This window comes from Streptomyces sp. NPDC033216 (genome assembly GCF_055577115.1).
In genome coordinates, this window is the sequence record NZ_JBVIQK010000030.1 from 1 (window position 1) to 15,880 (window position 15,880).

At 67.7% G+C, this 15,880-nt stretch carries 14 protein-coding genes and 3 pseudogenes; 9 read left to right on the forward strand and 8 right to left on the reverse strand.

Annotation, left to right across the window (positions count from 1 at the left end; translation table 11 throughout):
* The first annotated feature begins 114 nt into the window (after positions 1–114).
* From ACZ5Y0_RS32775 to ACZ5Y0_RS32785, 3 genes and pseudogenes are all read left to right on the forward strand, one after another.
* Positions 115–498, forward strand: a complete 384-nt coding sequence (locus ACZ5Y0_RS32775) for a DUF6009 family protein (RefSeq protein WP_392121095.1) — start codon at positions 115–117, stop codon at positions 496–498.
* A 99-nt stretch (positions 499–597) separates the two neighbouring features.
* A pseudogene (locus tag ACZ5Y0_RS32780) lies at positions 598–1,363 on the forward strand (IS256 family transposase); the annotation flags it as partial.
* A 17-nt stretch (positions 1,364–1,380) separates the two neighbouring features.
* Complete coding sequence (locus ACZ5Y0_RS32785) at positions 1,381–1,503, forward strand: hypothetical protein (RefSeq protein WP_469132297.1); 123 nt, start codon at positions 1,381–1,383, stop codon at positions 1,501–1,503.
* 102 nt (positions 1,504–1,605) lie between these two features.
* Here the strand turns inward: ACZ5Y0_RS32785 and ACZ5Y0_RS32790 are convergent, their stop codons facing one another.
* From ACZ5Y0_RS32790 to ACZ5Y0_RS32805, 4 genes are all read right to left on the reverse strand, one after another.
* Positions 1,606–2,193: an SMI1/KNR4 family protein gene (locus ACZ5Y0_RS32790; protein ID WP_469132298.1), complete on the reverse strand. Its 588-nt coding sequence runs from the start codon at positions 2,191–2,193 to the stop codon at positions 1,606–1,608.
* 369 nt (positions 2,194–2,562) lie between these two features.
* Positions 2,563–3,276: a hypothetical protein gene (locus ACZ5Y0_RS32795; RefSeq protein ID WP_469132299.1), complete on the reverse strand. Its 714-nt coding sequence runs from the start codon at positions 3,274–3,276 to the stop codon at positions 2,563–2,565.
* A gap of 624 nt (positions 3,277–3,900) precedes the next feature.
* The gene (locus tag ACZ5Y0_RS32800) at positions 3,901–4,038 is read right to left on the reverse strand and encodes a hypothetical protein (protein ID WP_469132300.1); all 138 of its coding nucleotides are present in this window, start codon (positions 4,036–4,038) and stop codon (positions 3,901–3,903) included.
* Positions 4,039–4,780: 742 nt separating this feature from the next.
* The gene (locus tag ACZ5Y0_RS32805) at positions 4,781–5,659 is read right to left on the reverse strand and encodes a hypothetical protein (protein WP_469132301.1); all 879 of its coding nucleotides are present in this window, start codon (positions 5,657–5,659) and stop codon (positions 4,781–4,783) included.
* A gap of 86 nt (positions 5,660–5,745) precedes the next feature.
* Between ACZ5Y0_RS32805 and ACZ5Y0_RS32810 the strand changes: the two genes are divergently transcribed.
* Positions 5,746–6,228: a hypothetical protein gene (locus tag ACZ5Y0_RS32810; RefSeq protein WP_469132302.1), complete on the forward strand. Its 483-nt coding sequence runs from the start codon at positions 5,746–5,748 to the stop codon at positions 6,226–6,228.
* Between the two features lie 776 nt (positions 6,229–7,004).
* Here ACZ5Y0_RS32810 and ACZ5Y0_RS32815 read toward each other — a convergent pair.
* Entirely contained in the window at positions 7,005–7,562 is a 558-nt protein-coding gene (locus tag ACZ5Y0_RS32815) for a hypothetical protein (RefSeq protein ID WP_469132303.1), read from the reverse strand.
* Positions 7,563–7,588: 26 nt separating this feature from the next.
* Positions 7,589–7,925: pseudogene (locus tag ACZ5Y0_RS32820) on the reverse strand (hypothetical protein); the annotation flags it as partial.
* Between ACZ5Y0_RS32820 and ACZ5Y0_RS32825 the strand changes: the two are divergent.
* The 3 genes and pseudogenes from ACZ5Y0_RS32825 to ACZ5Y0_RS32835 form a co-directional block, all read left to right on the forward strand.
* Positions 7,922–8,385, forward strand: a pseudogene (locus ACZ5Y0_RS32825) (NAD-dependent epimerase/dehydratase family protein); the annotation flags it as partial. The pseudogenes ACZ5Y0_RS32820 and ACZ5Y0_RS32825 overlap by 4 nt on opposite strands.
* 466 nt (positions 8,386–8,851) lie before the next feature.
* Complete coding sequence (locus tag ACZ5Y0_RS32830; protein ID WP_469132304.1) at positions 8,852–9,136, forward strand: hypothetical protein; 285 nt, start codon at positions 8,852–8,854, stop codon at positions 9,134–9,136.
* A gap of 355 nt (positions 9,137–9,491) precedes the next feature.
* The gene (locus tag ACZ5Y0_RS32835) at positions 9,492–9,824 is read left to right on the forward strand and encodes a WhiB family transcriptional regulator (RefSeq protein WP_469132305.1); all 333 of its coding nucleotides are present in this window, start codon (positions 9,492–9,494) and stop codon (positions 9,822–9,824) included.
* 250 nt (positions 9,825–10,074) lie between these two features.
* Here the strand turns inward: ACZ5Y0_RS32835 and ACZ5Y0_RS32840 are convergent, their stop codons facing one another.
* Together ACZ5Y0_RS32840 and ACZ5Y0_RS32845 are read right to left on the reverse strand one after the other, a co-directional pair.
* Positions 10,075–10,473, reverse strand: coding sequence for a PIN domain-containing protein (locus ACZ5Y0_RS32840; protein WP_469132306.1), 399 nt, complete (start codon positions 10,471–10,473; stop codon positions 10,075–10,077).
* On the reverse strand, positions 10,473–10,748 hold the full coding sequence (locus ACZ5Y0_RS32845; protein ID WP_469132307.1) for a hypothetical protein: 276 nt from the start codon (positions 10,746–10,748) through the stop codon (positions 10,473–10,475). Before ACZ5Y0_RS32845 ends, ACZ5Y0_RS32840 begins: the two co-directional genes overlap by 1 nt.
* A 996-nt stretch (positions 10,749–11,744) precedes the next feature.
* Here ACZ5Y0_RS32845 and ACZ5Y0_RS32850 point away from each other — a divergent pair.
* Together ACZ5Y0_RS32850 and ACZ5Y0_RS32855 are read left to right on the forward strand one after the other, a co-directional pair.
* Positions 11,745–13,772, forward strand: a complete 2,028-nt coding sequence (locus tag ACZ5Y0_RS32850) for an ATP-dependent nuclease (RefSeq protein WP_469132308.1) — start codon at positions 11,745–11,747, stop codon at positions 13,770–13,772.
* Positions 13,769–15,577: a UvrD-helicase domain-containing protein gene (locus ACZ5Y0_RS32855; protein WP_469132309.1), complete on the forward strand. Its 1,809-nt coding sequence runs from the start codon at positions 13,769–13,771 to the stop codon at positions 15,575–15,577. The genes ACZ5Y0_RS32850 and ACZ5Y0_RS32855 overlap by 4 nt, the downstream gene beginning before the upstream one ends.
* Positions 15,578–15,880 lie beyond the last annotated feature (303 nt).

The following is a 15,880-nucleotide window of genomic DNA, read 5'->3' on the forward strand; positions in this document are numbered from 1 at the left end:
CCTCACCGGCCCGGCCTACCATGAAGCCGCCAGGGCAAGCTTTACAACAGGCGGCACACCACACCACGAGGCGGACCGTCATCCAGCCCCGCACACCAAGGAGGGCAACCAGCTATGAGCTCGCTACTGACCGAGGGCGATCTCACCCACGAAGCACACGTCGTGTGGCTGGAAGACCCCGAAAACCTTGACTACGTCCGCCAAGCCCTCGACAAGACCCCCCGCCGCCGCAACAAACCCCGCTACGCCCGCGACGGCCGCATGGTCGGCTACGCCGAACTAGACGACCACGCCGAAGCCGACCCTGACAGCGGCCTCTACCGCCGCCGCGTCTTCTTCCTCCTCCCACACGACCGCGACGCCCAACCCGAAGGCCTCTACCAAGAAGGCGCCCCCGGAGAGGCTGTCGACCCCCGCACTATCGATGTAAGGAAGGTAGGGGAGAAGACCCCCCGCTCGCAGAGGGGGCCTGCCGCCATAACCGGCACACGCGCGTGAGCTTGCGCGGGGCTGTAAGACGTTCGGTGTAACTCCTGATCATGGAAGTTGCACCGATGACCAGTGAGAGCGTGTCCGGATCCGAGGGTTGTACAGCCGGTGGAGGCTGTGCAGGCAAAGGCCGTGGACGACCAGTTGATCGACGAGCTGGTGGGCCGAGCCCAGGCCGAGGGTCTGCAGCTGACCGGTGAGGGCGGGCTGCTGCCAGCAGCTGACCAAGCGGCTGCTGGAGTCCGCCCTGGAGGGCGAGATCACCGACCACCTCGGCTATGACGAGCACGACCCGGCAGGCAAGAACGGTGGCAACTCCCGCAACGGAAAACGCTCCAAGACCGTCCTGACCGATGTCGGACCGGTGGAGATAACCGTGCCCCGCGACCGCGGCGGCTCCTTCGAACCGAAGATCGTCAAGAAGCGGCAGAAGCGCCTGAGCGGCGTCGATGAGATGGTCATCTCGCTGGCCGCGAAGGGCCTGACCACCGGCGAGGTGCAGGCGCACCTGGCCGAGGTCTATGGCGCCGAGGTCTCCCGGCAGACCATCTCCACCATCACCGACAAGGTGCTCGCGGGCATGGCCGAATGGCAGACCCGGCCTCTCGACGCCGTCTATCCGGTGGTCTTCATCGATGCCATCCAGGTGAAGATCCGCGACGGTGCGGTGGCCAACCGTCCCATCTACGTGGCTCTGGCCGTGACCACCGAGGGCCGGCGGGAGATTTTGGGGCTGTGGGCCGGTGACGGCGAGGGCGCCAAGCACTGGCTGCACATCCTCACCGGGATCAGGAACCGCGGCGTGAGCGATGTGCTGATGCTGGTCTGCGACGGGCTCAAGGGTCTGCCCGAGGCGGTGGAGACGGTCTGGCCGCGTTGAAGTGCCTCTACATGGCGATCATGTCGCTCGACCCCACGGGCAAGGGCCAGGCCCGCTGGAGCATGCGCTGGAAGGCCGCGCTGAACGTCTTCGACATCACCTTCGACGGCCGCCTCTCCGCAGCCCGTCAGTAACCTTCAACCCCGGTTACACCGCTCGTTTGACAGACCCCTGGCGGCTGGCTTTGTTCACTTCCAGGGGTTCTGTCTCTCGTTCCGTGTCGCTGTTACGGAGAGTCAGAATTTCGGAGCCATGTCATGCCGGTCGGGATGGGCGCGAAGCCGAGGTGAAGTGAGTTCCAGGGCCCGGTTGTCGCGGCTGGCGCTCATGTGCTCGAGCCAGCGTTCGTACCAGTCGAGGAAGTCGGCGGCGGAGGAGACGTCGGGGCCCCAGAATCCGTCGCTGTTCCCGGTGAGGACGCGGCCGGTGAGGGGACCGGTCACCGCGATGACGCAGACGTCGGTGCAGCCCATTTCGATGACGTGGAGGAAGAGGTCGCGTTCGTGTGCCCCCGGTCCTGCGTCGTCGAAGCCGCGGGGCGCCCCTGATTCCCCGCGCGGATTCATGACCAATAGGAAACACCGCTTCAGCGGCAGGAGGCCGTAGAACGGCGCCGCGCCTGAGCCACCGATGTATATGAGGAACTGCCGATAGGCGTCGGGCAGGACGATGTCGTGCTCGGCCTCGAACGCAGTGACGCGTGCCTCGGCCAGCCTGGGGCCGAGGCGGAACGTGTGTTGCTCCTCTCCGAAGGAGTGGCTGCGCAGTGGTTGGAACGGGATCGCGGCCAGCTTGCGGCGCAGGCGGGGTATGCGGGCATCCATGGGGCATCTTCTCCTGTCCCCGTCACCGTACGGGCGACTGTGGTCAGCCGGCCCACGCAGGGCTGCAGCGATGTTCTGACGCCGCTCAGCCGCAGAGCGCCGACGCCGCGGCTGCGCCAGGCCGCCGTCGCGCACGCGGGCCACGTGAGCACGACGGCCAGAGCATGGCGCACGCCGCGCCGACCCGGTACCTGAGCCGGCCGCTCCAACAAGCCAGCACCTGCCCGGGCCCGACGTCGGACTGCTCGCGGAGCCGGTCAAAGACAGGCGGACACAGGGACGATGCGGCGGCGGGCACCGTCTTCCCGGCGGGTGAGGGGCATAGAAAACTCCATGATCACGGGAACCTTCCCCGCATCATTCCCCGAGTCAGCGCAACGCCGCGGCCTCGCCGGACAGCCAGGTCTGCCAGACACGACGGGTGTTCGGCAGGTCGGGGCGGTCGAGGAGCCAGAGCACGTACCCGGCATGACACCGGGCCCATGGACTGTCCGAACCGGCTGCCCGATTGAGCCTGCCGCGCAGGTCAGCGCTGTCGACAGCCCGGGCGACCTGCACGTATTCGCGGTCCTTGCAGCGATACGCCCGGCGGACGACGATCTCGACCAGGTCGGTGAGCTTCGCCTTGAGCGCCTCCTCCTGACCGGCGCGGGCCACCTGCCGGATCAGGCTCTGCTTCGTACCCCACGCCTTCGCATGCTGCGTCCACTCCCGCGGATACCTCGCCTCCCACTCCAGGAACAGCAACACATAGGGCAACCCCGGCCACGCCGCCAGATCCCCGCCCACAGGCCCACCCCACACCCCGTCAGGAAGCGAACGCTGCTGGGCTTGCTCATGCCTGCGGCGCGCCTGCGCAAAGGCCGGCTCCCGGTACTGCTCATCCGCCCCCAGGGGCCGCGTCAGCAGCCACATCTCATTGGACCGGGCGAGCGCGTCCGTGACCTTCCGCTGAGCCTGCGCCAGATGTCTGAGCGCTACACCTCGCGCAGCCGGATCCTGCGCTATGAGCCCGAACGCCCACCCCAGCCGCTCAGCCCATGCACAAGCGTCGCCCGCATCCATACCCGTCTCTTCCGCCACGCACGGGATCATCTCCTGGCGCAGTCGGCTCGCTCCACCTGACAGTGCGGGGGAGAGGCAAGGGCTTCGGGGCGCAGCGGACGTGGGCAGGAACCATCTGCTCTCCCTCTCTTCATCTCAAAGGACCTGCCCCTGGCCCTTCACGGGGTACGTGTGAGCAGCAGCGCACGTAACAGCCTCCGCCGGGGACTGTTGGCCGCAGCGGGCACCGACCGAACGCTCAAGCTGTGGATCGTCGATTCGGTAGGGCACTTCAGCCGGCTCACAGACGACGGCCCCAACACCGCCTAGCAGCGTACCGGCGATGATGGCTGCGGCCACGGCGCTTCGGAAGGTGGTGAGCATGAGCATCCCCTTCGGTGATCGGAAGGAGGCGATCATCACCGGTGACCGGAGCGACCAGACGGTCCTTCGCCTCTGCGGACCTGACTGTGACGGTCGTAATCGGTGTGTCAGCGACGTTCGACAGGGGCGAATGCCTGAGCGAGTGCCAGGCATGGAGGGCCTCGGTCGGCACCGGGGCGGCGGAGCCGAGGCATGTCGGAGGACCTCGGCTCCGGGGCTGCATCACGGACCAGCCGCTGACCGAGCGCAGCCACGGCCAGGAACAGCCGCGACCTGACGCTACGACTTGTTGCGCCGGTACATCACCACGGCCACGATCGTCATCGGCACGGCGAAGATCAGCAGCTGCACCCAGGTGGGCACGAAGTCCGGCGCCCGTCCTCCCGCTGCCGTCACCATCCACTCCCTGCTGGCCATCGTCCGCCTTCCGTCGGTGTGAGTAACGCCGTCGGAGACCGCATGCCCCCGTGCCCGTGGTCGATGGCTACCCGTCGCTCAGCTGCTCTGCGAATGCGGCTGGCGCCGTGCTCGTGTGCCACACGTGGGCCCACAGCTGTTGAGAACCCACCCCGGCGATGGGGCCTCGCCCGTCGTGTCCGGATGGGGTCCCAGCGCACACCTCTGATGCGGCCGTGCGTGAGCGACCGGGCTGATCTGTCAGGGCTGAAGCAGGTCTGCGACGGCGAGCTGGTGGGTGAGATCCAGCAGCAGTTGGTTCGCGGGTGCCCGCTGCAGGGACGTCAGTGTCATGCCAACAGCTGTACCAGACGGCACCGACACCCCCTCTTCCCGGCAACGCCGTCAGTCCTCTGGTCAGTTGGCCTTGATAGAGATCGCGCATGCATCTCTACGGGGCACCGTGGGTGTTGAGGGCCCTCGGCGGGGCCGTTGCGGTACGGAAGCGTGAGCCTGGCGATCACGGCATCGACGTTGCGGTCCAGGCCTCGGGTGAAGGCATGCCGATGGTGCAGAGCGGCTGCTCGGCCTTGGGTGATACAGCGCGTCAGCGTGCGGCGTGAGGAGCGAGGCGATTCCCTGGTATAAGTGCCTAATTAGGTCATCTCTGGGCGACCTGGACAGCATTCACCAGGGCATCGGCCGCCTTATGCGCTCTGCCGAGTGCCGAGCGGCGACAGGCGCATCCGGAGGCCTGGCCCATTCAGGAATTGCCCAGTTTCTGCTTGCGGCGTCGGCGGAGTTCGCGCTGTGCCTGGGCGCGGGCGCATTCGCGGGAGCAGTACTTGACTCCAGTGGTGCGGTGCTGGCGGTATGCGGCGCGGCCGCGTTGACGGACGAAGGCGCGGCCGCACCTTTCGTTGGCGCAGTGGTGGACGATCGCGCCTTCGACGAGGTGGTTGTACAGCTGCAGGAACGCCACGGAGTAGACGGTGGGGTAGCGGTCGGAAAGATCACCGATGCCGATGCTGAAGCGGCCCAGAGCCCGGTTCAACACCTCTTGGAGCGAGGTGAGTTCGGCGTCGATGAGGAGTTCCTGCAGTTCCTCGAGCGAGTGTGGCCAGGGTTGCTCGCGGTGTTGGGTCTGTGATCGAAGGTCGGTGAGTGTCTCCTCGGTGACGTGTGGTCGGACAAGTTCCTCAAGTCCGCCCTCACGCTGGCAGGCCAGCCACGTTCTGATCGCGTCCTGCGCGGTCCGTACATAGATGGCTACCAGTTCGCGGTGCACACCGAACGGATGCGGCTGCTGATCGCCACCAGCTTCGGGGATGTCTTGCAGCTTTTCGTACACGTCCTCGCGGTCGAGGGACAGGTCGTCGCGGTCGATGCCGAAGAGGGGGCCGTAGGCCGCCATCATCCGGGCTGCGCCCTCGAGGTCGCCGGGCGGCAGTTCCATCAGCTCACGCAGGTAGAAGTCCTCGGGCAGCTCTACCGACGTGCGGTCCTCGAAGGGAGCGGGAGTCCACAGGATCCAGTCGTTGTCGACGCGCACGTTCTTGATGCGTCGCTTCAAAGGCGGGATCGGGATGGCGGATCCCGGCCACAGCGTGGGACGAAAACGTGGGTCAACGTACTCCGGCATGGCGGCATCATAGCCGCTACCGTGGTAATACAAAACAGTGGCACTTCGTACTACGCGAAGAGAGCCGCAGACGAGGAGGCGCACCAGTGACCGACTGGCTGGCACGAAAGACCATCGGAGACCAGCACGAACGCACCGTCAAATACGCACTCGAAGCACGTGGCTGGACCGTCCACCCCTGCGGACAGAGCACCTACCCGGCCCCCATCCAGCAGGCCTTGCGCCACGCGCCCTCGGCGCTGCGCTACTTCCCCGACCTCATCGCAGCCCGCGGCAGCGACCTCGTGACCATAGACGCCAAAGCACGCATGCCCAGCACCACCTCCTGCAACTACGCCATCTCCCACAAATGCGCCCTGGCAGGCCTGCAGTTCATGGGCGTCCATGCGCCCGTTCCGCTGTACTACGTCCTAGGCGACCTCCGTGTCCTGACGCCCGCGGAAGTTCTCTACGACACCTTCCATGCCTTGCGTCCCACCAGCGGTGCTTACCACTTGGTCGACAGCCGGCTGGCTATCCCCTTCGACGAGGTCTTCGGGACCGACACTGTCTACGAACGTGCTGCTTGACTCCGCGGGGGCAGAGCGCTTCTCCCGTGGCGGAGCAGCCGGTCCGGGAGTCCGCGGCCGGCGCCAACGGCCCCCACCCAGTGCCGTTGGTGGATGTGGGCGGACCGCTGCATCCTATGCCGCGAAGCCGCATCGACGGCCCGAGGGTTTGTAGACGCACCGGCTTCTGACACCCCGCTGGGAGGCTGCCGAACGGCGTCGGCTGGCTGAGTGGGGACTGCCGAACAAGCTGGTGAAGCCGCTGCGGGTGTGACTCAACCCGGTTCACGGCCAAGCATTGGACGTTGCCTTTGATTTTAGGTGGGCGACTACTACCTGGGAGGATGAAGCCAACGCTGTCGTCGACCGGTCCTGGGACTGCCTGAGCTGCCATTCATCTCTTGGCCCTCGCCGCGGGACGAGCCCGGGACGGTGTGGCCTGGGAGACGCCGGAATTGTCGCGTGGGTGAAGGCCGGGTGTTCGCCCGGATCGACGACAAGATCACCGAGGCGGATCGCGCCTGGGGGAACGAGCATCACAGCGGCCCGCTCTACTACACCGAGTCGATCCAGCTGCGGTCTGACCAGCAACGACGTCATCACCCTCACGGCATGGGCGACCGGTCCCGCGTTGACCCACGGCCAGTCGGCAACCGTCTGCGACGCCGTTCCCCACGAGTGGGACAGTCCTTGGACCACGCCGACGTAATGCCCCTGCCTGACGATGGCCGACGAGGCAGAACCCCCCTGCCTTTGGACCTCGCAGCGGTGCCTTGGAGATCTTCGCCGCCGATCGGTCATGCCACGGGCCGGTTCGCGCTCTGCTCGTAGTCGACCCCCACGTTCACGGCGGCAGGTGAGGAGTACCCCCACAGAGAGATGGCGCCCGAGCACTCCCCGCCCCCACTCGGCTCTTCCGATACCCACCGGTTGCCAGAGAAGTCGAACCACCCTCCGTCTTCGACAAAGCGGCCCGGTTCAAAGGTGTGAGCAAATGCCTCAAGTGCGTCAAGGATGTCCCCGGCCCAATCTCTTTGCTCCATTAGCCCGTTCGTATCGATGTTTGAGAGCTTGGGGAAGTTGACCTCCACCTCCAACTCGGGTTCGTGTTCGTTCTCGGCCAGGCCGCAGCCCTTGAAACCTGGAGATACCTTGGCACGCCCCACGTATGCCGATACCAGGTTCTTGGTTCCTTCCGGTATCTGCTTCGACTTGGCCACCCACGAGCGAACGTCGTCCCCCGTCACATCCACGAGGTGCACGTGGATCCCGTCTGAACGCACTGGTGGGGGGTCGTCGTTGCCACACCCGGTGCCAGCGCCGGCCACCACCAACACCCCCACAACGATGGACATCGTCCTCGTCTTCACCCTTGCCCCCATTACCTGTCGCCGACAGCCCATCGCCGCGGCCGCTGGTCACCCCTGCGTGAGCTCGGGGCATCGTACGCAGCCATGCCGGTCCGTCCAGCAGACGGCACAAGCCCAGGAAGACGGTGACGCCGCTCCGCAGCCTCCGCACTGCCCGAGCCGGTCCGAAGGAAGCCGCAGAGCACATCAAGTCGGTCCTGGCCCTGCAACTCCCGCAGGTCGACGTCGAAGTCGACTTCGTCGTGGCGTGGAAGTTGAAGATCGCCAACACACCGGCGGCGGCCAGACCCGCAGGTCCGGGCACTCAGCATCCGCCGCACGGGACAGCACGCCCTCCGCCCGGGGCATCGCGGCCGGACGGTGCGATGTGGGGCGCCTACCCCGAGTCCAAGGCCGAGGCAGAGCGCGAACTGCTCGCGCTCAAGGGCCTGGACGTACGCATCGGACGGCTCCCCTTCGTCTACGGCGAGGGCGACCCGCACCTCGCCGACTCCTTGCACTGGGCATCCCGTTGGGCGCCGCACCAGCGCCTGCAGATGGCCCACCACGCGGACGTCGCCCAGGGCCTGATGCGTCTGCTCTACGCGCCGGGCATCGCCGGCCGGATCTACAACATTGCCGATGACGCCCCCGTCACGACGGTCGAGCTGCACCAGCTCAACGGCGTCGAGGTGCTCGCCGGGCTCCACGAGCTCACGGACCCCGACCCGTGGCTCCAAATCATGTCCAACCAGCGCATCCGCCGGGGCTCGGTTTCCGGCCGATCTACCCGAGCGTCTGGACGGCCCGGGACGCCGGAGCCCTGTGACGGTCACGGCGCCCGGCCAGTCCACCCCTCTGATCCGCCCCTGGACACCGGCACCGGTGCCCGGTTCAGCACCTGCGACCCGACGTGGCTGCGGCGGAAATCGGCTGACCGATCCGTATGCGGGTAGCACATAGTGGAGCCACATCAGCGAGCAACTGAGCACCCAGGAACGGACGGCCGTGACGAGCGTGTACAGCGAATCCACCACCGAGCGCATCCCCGGGCGGGCCTGGACGGTCCGCCTCCAGGGGTACAGCGACCGCTCCGCGACCGTCACCTGCACCACCGAGGCCTGCCGGATGCCACCCCGTCCAAAGACCTCGCGTCCCTGCGTGCTTTCGCCGCCCGGCATGCCGCCGCGCACGCCAGAGCGGCCACCGTCCGCCCCAACGCCTGGTGCCACTGCGGCTCCCACCAGTGCGGCGCCCACCCCGACACCAGGACGCACTGCGCGGGCGCCGTGGTGATGATCCTGCGCCATGACGCTACGGTCCGCCGGGTCTGGAGCGTGGAAGAGGTCTGCGAGACCTGCGCCCCGCTGATCCCCAACGCCACCGTCCTGGCCCACGCCGCCCGCCCGGCCCGCTCCACCCAGCGGCCCGCCGAGGCACCCGCACCGGCGCAGGTACCGGCAGCCGCCCGGCCCGCCGGCGTGGCGAGCGGATTCTCCTCACCCTCCGCGGCACCCGCACGGCGCTCGCGCCGCACGCCCCAGCGGGCCGACCGCGGCCGCTTCGGGCAGGCACGCTGAAGGACGTCGGACCGACATCGCGACGGGCGCGGCACCACGCACGGGCTGAGGATCACAAGCATGCTCTGCCGGTCAGGCGTCCCAGGCATGAGGACGGTTCAGTGCCGCCCCTGGGCGGCAGACGGTGCCGCGATCCTGCCCCTCAAGGCGATCTCCAGCTCCTGACCATTCGTACTCTGCTGGGCTGCGAGCCGATGCCGGGAGGTGCAGGGGTGCGCGTCAAGTCCCCTTCATTCGTTGGGGTTGGCCGTGGGATGACGGGTATCCGGTGTCCCGTGCGTGTGTCGTAGCGTGTGCGCACTTCGCCTGCCCGGGGGGAGGACGGCGGGGTCGCACCGGGCGGAGGACGGGGGCCATGAGGGTCGGGGACCAGGAGGACTGGAGTGCGCGGGCAGTGTGCCGCAGTGCTGATCCGGAGGAGCTGTTCGCCGAGGGTGCGGCCCAGAACCGGGCCAAGGCCCTGTGTACGGGTTGCCCGGTGCGCACCGAGTGTCTCGCCCACGCCCTTGATCACCGCATCGAGCACGGTGTCTGGGGCGGCATGACGGAACGGGAACGCCGGGCCCTGCTCAAGCGCCGGCCGACGGTGGCCTCCTGGCGCCGTCTGCTGGAGAGTGCGCGCGCCGAGCACGGCCAGCACGCCACCGGGTTCCGGGAGCCGGGCGCAGGCTGGTCCCAGGCGGGCTGAACCTACGACCGGCCGCGGCACAGCCTGCAGTTGTCGGTAGCCGGGAGGCTTGCTCGGTCATCCGGGCGGCGTGCGGTGCGGTCCGACTTTCTGCGCGCCAGGGTGAACCGGCCGCTGATGCGTCCGGACCGGTCCGGTTCTTCGAAAGGGACCCGCTTGTGCGTCTTCTCGCCACTCTCACGGCCGCCACGGCCGCGCTCGCCGTTCCGACCGCGGCGGGCTGGAGCGAGCATGCAAGCGCCGCCGGTGGCTACTGGCCGGGGTGAACGGCCTGGACGCCGGTGCCCGAGTACGCCTTGGGCGTCAGCGTGAGCAGAAACCGCCCGGCCGGATGGGCGGCCGAGGGCCTGGAAGCGTGGATGGCATGGACGGCGGCCCAGGAGTGCCCGAAGCGCAGCAGTTCGGTGGCGGTGACCGCGGCGTCGGTGTCGAACGCCTCGATCCGGATGAACCGCAGACCCTTGATGTAACTGAGCAGGCCGGGCCGCTCGACGTCACCAGCTGTCAGGGACAGCACCGGCGCGTACAGGCTGCCCAATCCGCCGGAAGCCTGGACATAGAACGCTGCGACCGCTTCGTTGAACGGGTCCTTCGGGTCGTACAGAGCGGTAGCGGTGGTGTGGTCCAAAACGACCGAGATCGCCGCCACTACGCGGCCGTCTGCGAGCCGTGCTGCGCCCCGCCCAGGCGCTCCAGCAGCGCACGGGCCTTCGCCTCCGCCTCCGGACTCGGCGCACTGCCGAGGGCGGAGGCCAGCTCGGCGCGGGCCAACTCGGCACGCTCGGCGTATTCGGCCTGTGTCGGCGTGCTCTGCGCCAGCTCCTCGACCAGGCTGCGGATGGTCGTGCCGTGCTCGGCCGCCAACCGCGCCAGCCGGTCCCGCGCGGCCGCGCTCACCTTGATGCTCGTCTCGTCTGCTGCCATACACCGACTCTACCGCCTTCCTCTACCGACGGTAGAGAAGAATTTCACGTCCCTACAGCGGCCGCAGGCGCACGGACCCCGGGGGCCGGGCACTGGCCGGAACACAGGTGGGACCGATAGCGACGCGCATGCACTCGTACGGGACACATACGCGATGCGTACGCTATCCGTACGCATCGCGATAGAGCGTCTGCGGTGGTGCCGCCGGCGGAGCGGAAACGGCTGCGTGCCGCGCACGGCCGCTGGCGGCGGACGTACTCGCGCGAAGCCCACCTCGGTCAGCGAAACACCCCCGGCGTCGGTGGGGAGAACGGGGAGCTCCCGCCCATCATCCGCTCCGCCAGTGGCGAAACCATGGCGACAGGCTGGGGGCAGGACGGAGCACCCCCGCGTCGGCGGGAAGACGTGCCCGCACGATCAAGCAGCTTCGTGGTCCTCCCCGCCGACGCGCGACCCGGGCGTCCTCCCCCGCCGACGCGGGGGTGCTCCGGTACCTGAGCTGTTCCGCTAGATCGCGGACCCGTGACGGCCGCACCGGCGCAGGTACCGGCACCCGCCCGGCCCACCGGGTGGCCGGGTCCCCTTCCGTGAGCACCGACCGTCGCCGCTTCGGGCAGGCACGCTGAAGGAAGTCGAATCCGACATTGTGGTGGGCGCGGCACCACGCACGGGCTGGGGATCGGGCGGCCCTCGTGCGAGCACCCCGCGATGGGTACTGACAAGCCCAAGATCTTCGAATCGAGCAGTACGTCCGGCGAGACCCGGGCACCGCTGTAGCCCGCGTCTCCCGCGCTTGAATTAACGCGCCGACTCACCGGTCGGCCGGCCAAGAGGGCACAGCCAATCGACGAGGACGAGTACGGCTACCTCGAACTCGTCGCCGGTGAGGGCGCACGCGTCAGGAGCAGCGGTCCGGTTCGGAAGGATGGCCTCCGAACAAATCCGATTGGCCCCCGGAGTGCTTCCTGGGCCGGTACGCTCCCGCTCCTGGGGAAGGTGGGGGAGAAGTTGCATCTGGGGAAAGTTGAAGCCAGGGGCTTCAAGTCGCTTCTGAGTATGGACATTCCGCTGCGTCAGGGCGTCACGGTCATCGTGGGGGAGAACAACGCCGGCAAGTCGAACTTCATCGACGCGTTGCGACTGCTGACCGATCCGCTCGACGGGCGGCGCAACCGTTGGTGGGAACCGGACGATGTCCATCCCTGGGCGGACGGGGGCGCACAGCTGACCGCGGTCTACGCGGGACTGGAAGACGTCGAGGCAGCCACACATCTGCAGGCACGCGTTCCCGCGAGTGAGGAGCCGGACCTTCCCCAGGGGAATCACGCCCGCTACTCGGTGGCCTTCGCCCGCCCGGCCGAAGGTGAACGCGCCCCACGCCCTGTCTGGTCGGCGGGGCGGCTGCTGGACGACCCGGAGCCCGAGGCACGCCGCGCGGTCCGCCACGTGTATCTGCCGCCGATGCGCAACGCCCAACAGGAGCTCGCCTCCAGCTCGGGCAACCGGCTGCGGCTGATCCTCGCCGCCGAACTCGGCGGCGAGGAGGCGATCAAGGCGTTCGAGGAAGAGCAGACCAAGCACTTCCGGGACCTAGAGCAACACGACAAGATCAAGGCTGTCCGCAGCCGGATCAACGACCCGCTGAACCTGCTCACCGCCGGCGCGCACCCCCAACACATGGGGCTGTCGTTCGCAGATCCCACCCTGGTGTCCATCGCCCGGGCGCTGCGGACCCGCATGAGCGACGAGGGCTTGGACGTCGAGGACATCGCCCGCTCCGGTCTGGGCTACGCCAACCTTCTCTACATCGCAACGGTCCTGGCCGAACTGGAAGCTGCACGCGGGGCCGACCTGACGTTGTTCCTGGTCGAGGAACCCGAGGCCCACTTGCATCCGCAGCTGCAGAACCTGCTGCTGGAGCACCTCAAGAGCCGGGCACTGCAGTCCCAGGCGTTCGAGCCGGAGACCGAGGGCGCGCCGCTGGGCCGTATCCAGGTGGTCATTACCACGCACTCGCCGGTGCTGGCCGCCGCTACCACAGTGAAGGACCTGGTGGTCCTCAAGCGTCGCCGGACCCCGGCCCCTGCGGCCAAGGCACGCCAGGAATCGGCAGGGGACGCTGCCGTCCCCGCGCCGCACACCGCTGTTCCGGGAGCGGAGCCGCAACCTTCCGAGGCAGCGGCCTTCGCCTTCACCACGGCCGCGGTGCCCGTCGCGGCCATTCCCTTCACTCAGCACGAGCCCGCCAAACTCGACCGCTACCTGGACATCACCAAGAGCGCCATGCTCTTCGGGACCCGCGTGATCCTCGTCGAGGGACTGGCCGAAGCACTGCTGATGCCGGCCTTCGCGCGGCTGGTCCTGGACACCATCTCGGACGATCGGGCCCGCGCCCGCGCCAAGGCGGTGTTCAAAGGCAGCTGCATCGTGGCCGTCGACGGAGTCGACTTCACTCCCTACCTGCGGGCCCTCCTGGCCGCCGTGAACGGGGTACGCATCGCCGACCGGGTGGTCGTCATCACCGACCAGGACCCCACGAAGAAGACGGCAGAGCCGGACGACGAGGCCACCGAGCCGCCCCTCCCGACCACTTCCATGACCGACACTGCCGCAGAGCACCAGGGCAAGAGCGCGGAGATCGGCTTCAACCGTGCTGTCTTCCTGACCAAGCACCTGCAGGATTGGGACGTGCCGAAGGACTGCTTCCGCATTGCAGAAAGCAGACCCACACTCGAACCCGAACTGATGCGACCCGAGAACAAGGCGCTACTCAAGGACGTCTTCCTAGACCTGCGCCCCAAGTCGGCACACCGCTGGAAACCAGTCGACGACGCGACCACCCCCGACGAGCAAGCGGCTGCCTTTGGCACCCTGTTCACCGACGGCAACAACAAGCTCCCCAAAGGCGACTACGCCTACCGCCTCGCAGAGCGTCTGGCCACCCGGCCCGACGGCTTCCGCGTGCCCGAACACCTGGCCGCCGCGATTCGGTGGATCGCAGAAGTGGACGCCGGCCGCCGATGAACCTGATCGAGACCCGCCGCGCGCAGGCCGAACAACGCCAGCAGCAGGCCGTCCACGCCCCGGCACCGCTGTTCCTCCGCGCCTGCCCCGGTGCCGGCAAGACCCGCGTCCTCGTCGACCGGCACTGCCTGACCCCGCCCGGTCCCCGCCGGGCCGGCAGAGCACTGCTGTCCTTCACCAACGTCGCGTCCGACGAACTCCGCGACCGCTGCTCCGGCAACCGGCCCGACCTGACGACCTTCCCGCACTTCATCGGCACCTTTGACAGCTTCTTGTGGCGCTACCTAGTGCGTCCCTTCCTGCCCGCCGCCCCGCTCTGGCAACACGTCCTGTCCTGGGACCAGGTACCGGCCGCCATCGTCGGCCCACGCAAGGTACCGCTGTCGTCCTTCCGCTTCAGCTACGATCCCACCACCCGGCAGACCGCAGTGCAGTGGCCCGCTGCAGCACGTTCCCTGGTCAGGTCACAACTGTCCGAAACGGACTACCTCCGCCTCGCCCATCGACGACGCGACGACCTGTGGCAGCGCCGCGGCTACATGACCGGCCACGAGGTCCGCATCGCTGCCCTCGACCACGTCAGAAACCCGTCCGTCACCCACCTGCTGCGCCACCGCTTCTTCGAGATTGTCATCGACGAGGCCCAGGACTGCTCCGAACTCGACCTCACCATCCTCGAACATCTGCACCAGGCAGGCCTGCCCCTGGTCCTCGTCGCCGACACCGACCAGGGCATCTACGAATGGAACGACGCACGACCGCAGGACCTCCACTCCCTCACCCAGAACCTGACCACCCACCTCGAACTGAACGGCAACTGGCGCAGCAGCCCACCGGTGTGCCACCTGGCCGCCACCTTGCGCCCCACCGCACGCAGCATCCCCGACGACCCGGTAGGTGATCACCACGCCGCGGCACTCCCCCTGCTACTCCTGCCCTACGGCAGCCACGGCAGGAAGACCTCAGGCCTGCTTGACGTCAGTGACGCCAGCGAAGCCTTCGTCGGCTATGCCGCGAGCCAGGAGATTGCCGCAACAGACTGCCTGGCCCTGGCCTACCGCAACGACGCCGTTCCCAAGGCGCGTTCCCGCCCCACACCGAACCACCCCAAGGGCACCGACGCCAAGGCACTTGCCTGGGCCGCAGCCGTCTTTGCAGCCGCCGAGGCCCCCGCGGCCGCACGTAAACACGCGCTGACCATCGCCAGCACACTGCTCAACGACTACTGGCACCCTGATACCGAAGAGACCCTGGACGAAAGCCTGGCAGCCCACGGGATCTCCCAGGCCACCATGCGCCGCCGGGCGGGAAAATTTCTGACCGCGCTGCCCCCGGTCAATGCGACGCCAGCCCGTGACTGGCGCAGCACCGCCCGTGCGGTCCTCGCAGCACAGCTCCCGCCCTCAAAAGACCAGCTGCCAACACCCAAAATCTTGTCGCTGGCGGCCAAGGAATTGCACCAACCCATCGGATCACTGATCGGCCTGCCCCACACCGACAGCGAGACTACGCTTGCCGCTGCCATGCGCAGTTCCACAGTTCACCAGGCCAAGGGCAGTGAAGCCGACGCAGTCCTCGTCCATCTGCCCAAGCCTCAGAGCGTCACCGAACTGCTCCAAGCCTGGGCCGACCCGCGTAACCACACCGAAAACGACGAGCTACTGAGGACCTACTACGTCGCCATCACCCGGGCACGCCGGCTTGTCGCGCTGACTTACCCTTTCTCGAAACATCGAGACGTCATGACCCACCTGGAGACGATGAAGATCGATTACCGGGCTGAGACTGCTCTCCACTTCGCCTGAAGTGGAGAAGCCCGCGTCAGAGCACTGCCCCTTCAGCCATTCGGTTGGGCGGCCGAACCACGTTGCGCGGCTAGCCCATTCCAGGCCCATTTTCCGCAGTGCGTCTGTCGAGGGGCGGCTTTTCTGATCAGTAGGTCGTGGTTTGGCCTGGGCTGATCAGTTTGGTGTCTGGTGGGGGTAGCGCTTCAAGTCCCGGTCGTTACGGCTCGGTGACGGAGGGATGAGGGTTGGGACTGTGTGCTGAGCTGGCGCTTGGTCAGGTGGAGTAGGCGTTGGCCAGCTGTGGTCAGTTTCCCCGGGTGG

Coding starts and splice junctions, on each gene's coding strand:
- ACZ5Y0_RS32775 (WP_392121095.1), top strand. CDS start 115: ATGAGCTCGCTACTGACCGAGGGCGATCTCACCCACGAAGCACACGTC.
- ACZ5Y0_RS32785 (WP_469132297.1), top strand. CDS start 1,381: ATGGCGATCATGTCGCTCGACCCCACGGGCAAGGGCCAGGCCCGCTGG.
- ACZ5Y0_RS32790 (WP_469132298.1), bottom strand. CDS start 2,193: ATGGATGCCCGCATACCCCGCCTGCGCCGCAAGCTGGCCGCGATCCCG.
- ACZ5Y0_RS32800 (WP_469132300.1), bottom strand. CDS start 4,038: ATGGCCAGCAGGGAGTGGATGGTGACGGCAGCGGGAGGACGGGCGCCG.
- ACZ5Y0_RS32805 (WP_469132301.1), bottom strand. CDS start 5,659: ATGCCGGAGTACGTTGACCCACGTTTTCGTCCCACGCTGTGGCCGGGA.
- ACZ5Y0_RS32815 (WP_469132303.1), bottom strand. CDS start 7,562: ATGTCCATCGTTGTGGGGGTGTTGGTGGTGGCCGGCGCTGGCACCGGG.
- ACZ5Y0_RS32830 (WP_469132304.1), top strand. CDS start 8,852: ATGATCCTGCGCCATGACGCTACGGTCCGCCGGGTCTGGAGCGTGGAA.
- ACZ5Y0_RS32835 (WP_469132305.1), top strand. CDS start 9,492: ATGAGGGTCGGGGACCAGGAGGACTGGAGTGCGCGGGCAGTGTGCCGC.
- ACZ5Y0_RS32845 (WP_469132307.1), bottom strand. CDS start 10,748: ATGGCAGCAGACGAGACGAGCATCAAGGTGAGCGCGGCCGCGCGGGAC.
- ACZ5Y0_RS32855 (WP_469132309.1), top strand. CDS start 13,769: ATGAACCTGATCGAGACCCGCCGCGCGCAGGCCGAACAACGCCAGCAG.